We start from the raw sequence: 2477 nt of genomic DNA, 5'->3' as shown, positions 1-2477 counted from the left end.
CATTGGATGCGGAGGTTGGGACACTGATGAACGGAGTTCCTCGCGAAAAACTGATATATTTCCCAGAATCAATTATGGAACCCCCTCCGATGGCGACAATCACGTCATAGGGTTGAAAAGAAAAAGCATGTGTAATTAGCTCTTTAATATCCAGCTGATCTTTCAAAAGGGTGGTCTCAAGTTCCAATGTTGTAAAAGAACCCTTCACCTCTTCCTCAAACTGATGGAAGGTAAAGTCATCGAACAGGATGAGCACTTTTTTAAATCCATGCTTTCTAAGCAGCGCCTCCAGGTGGTAAATGGCGCCTTTTTTTATCTCCAAAATTGCAGGGATAGGAATGTTTGTGATTGGATTACTCATGAGAGATGAACCCTTCAACCTTCAATTTTTCTTCCACATCCTTAAAGGTCTCTACCGCAACGAAAGGCACACCTTTTTCTGCTAAAATATTTTGAAGCGCATCTTTGGCAAACGTAAGATCTGCGTGGACAGCAGGGTGGGAGTCCGGTTCACTATCGCCTGCAAAGTGAACAGTTTCATACTTTTCTTTTAATTCCTGAATAACCTTCGATTTGTCAATTCCATAGCGCTCTGAGTAGTGACGATGCTCAGGGTCTATGTTCATATGTATATTCTTATTTTTGTAGTACCCTTCGTTAGACAGCACAGTCACATTTTTAATTTCATACTTTTTCAAAATGTGATGAATGTAGTAATCCGTTCCAGCGCTTAGGATATAGACATCAGCCCCGTTTTCCTGGACTTTTCGGATGAAGTTCGGAACGTGTTCGTCAATCGGAATGTTCAAAATGTCTTCAATGATTTGTTCTTCGTTTTGATCAATGGAAGTAAAGATCCTGCTCAGAAAGTCGATGTCTTTTATGTGACCTGCTTTCCATTTTTTAAATAACTCTTGCCCTTCAGGATAATATTTTTCGATGACGATCCAGTAGAAATCCTTCTTTGAAATTGTTCCGTCAAAATCGGAAACAAATGCCCATTTTTTCATCGTTTCCCCTCCTATAAAGCTTGTCATGTACTTCTCTATTGTAACGAACTATAGAGCTTCTCACTACTGCCTAACCTCGGACTTTATGACAGAATTCTTAATCTGAATGTTAAGAAATGATTAAATATCTAGATATAGACGCTTTATCTTTGCAATTCCCCTTCATCTTGTGTAGGATTCATTTCGGGTAACGAAACAAAAGGAAGGAGGAATTCCTATGGATAAACAACAGGAACCACAAATCCCTCATCCAACTAGACTTCTGGTATCCTTATGCGCTGTGCTCATGCTGTCTGTTATGAATGGGACGATGTTCAACATCGCTGTACCGGATATTGCGAAGACCTATGACTTAATGCCTTCGGAAGTCAGCTGGGTAATGACGGGTTACATCATGGTTTATGCAGTCGGAGCGCTGACATATGGAAAGCTCGCTGACTTCTATCCATTTCGTACGCTTATTACGTTCGGATTGACCATTTTTGCCTTAGGATCGTTGTTCGGTTTTTTCGCGCAAAACTATGGAATGGTTTTAATGGCGAGAGTCATTCAAGCCGTTGGGGGAGCGATGATACCTGCACTCGTCTTTTTAGCACCCATCCGTTATTTTCCTAAAACGAGAGGAAAGGTATTGGGTATTGTCTCATCTGTCATGGCGTTCGCTTCTGGAATTGGACCGATTGCGGGAGGATTTATAGCTGGATTCCTCGATTGGCGCTATTTATTTTTAACTTCTGCATTAATTATTATCACGCTGCCTTTCTTAAGAAGAAACCTTCCACATGAAGAAGTGAATAAAGGCTATATTGATTATATTGGAGCGGTTTTCATTGCCGGGTTCATCTCAACATTGCTTCTCGGGATTACCCTTGGTATGACATGGATATTTGGACTGACAGCTCTTTTCTTCCTATTGAACCTTTGGAGAATGAGATCGCTCAGAGAACCTTTCATTCCTCCGCACTTGTTCAAAAATGTGAAGTATCGGTCAACAATCATCACGAGCTTCTTGAGTATCACTTGTTTATTCGGGATGATGTTTATGCTGCCGATCATGTTTAGAGACAGCTATCATTTAGGAACAATGGCAATCGGACTAGTACTGTTTCCTGGAGCCTTGAGCGCCGCACTCATGGGGCAAAAAGGCGGCAACCTTGTTGATTCGAAGGGCAACACATATGTTCTTTATTTAGCAATGACCTTATTAGCGGTTGGCTTTTTCTTATTATCTGTTATCGTTGGAGCAAACCAATTGGTCGTTAGTGCGACCATCATTGTTGCTTATATGAGTTTTCCGCTAGTGCAGGCATCTTCTGCAGATATTCTGGCAAACTTATTAGAAAAGAATGAAACAGGCGTCGGGATGGGGGTATTCAACTTGCTCAACTTTGTTTCAGGAGCCTTGAGCGGAGCCATCATTGGGAAAACATTGGATTTGTTTAACCCATCCCATCCATTTAATTGGTT

3 protein-coding genes are annotated in these 2477 nt (G+C 41.3%); 1 reads left to right on the top strand and 2 read right to left on the bottom strand.

Features of this window, described 5'->3' with window-relative positions:
- Both LD39_RS18485 and LD39_RS18480 read right to left on the bottom strand, forming a co-directional pair.
- The coding region (locus LD39_RS18485; RefSeq protein WP_035551461.1) for an iron-containing alcohol dehydrogenase at positions 1-361 on the bottom strand (361 nt) is incomplete at its 3' end.
- On the bottom strand, positions 354-1010 hold the full coding sequence (locus LD39_RS18480) for an MtnX-like HAD-IB family phosphatase (protein WP_035551457.1): 657 nt from the start codon (positions 1008-1010) through the stop codon (positions 354-356). The genes LD39_RS18485 and LD39_RS18480, both read right to left, overlap by 8 nt.
- A gap of 217 nt (positions 1011-1227) precedes the next feature.
- On the opposite strand from LD39_RS18480, the gene LD39_RS18475 reads away from it, so the two are divergent.
- On the top strand, positions 1228-2477 hold a 1250-nt coding region (locus LD39_RS18475), incomplete at its 3' end, for an MFS transporter (protein WP_035551454.1).

The sequence above is a fragment of the Halobacillus sp. BBL2006 genome (assembly GCF_000786645.1).
Taxonomy (GTDB): Bacteria; Bacillota; Bacilli; order Bacillales; family Halobacillaceae; genus Halobacillus.
Note: the sequence above shows the minus strand (reverse complement) of the source record. Positions and strands in the feature narration are given on the sequence as shown.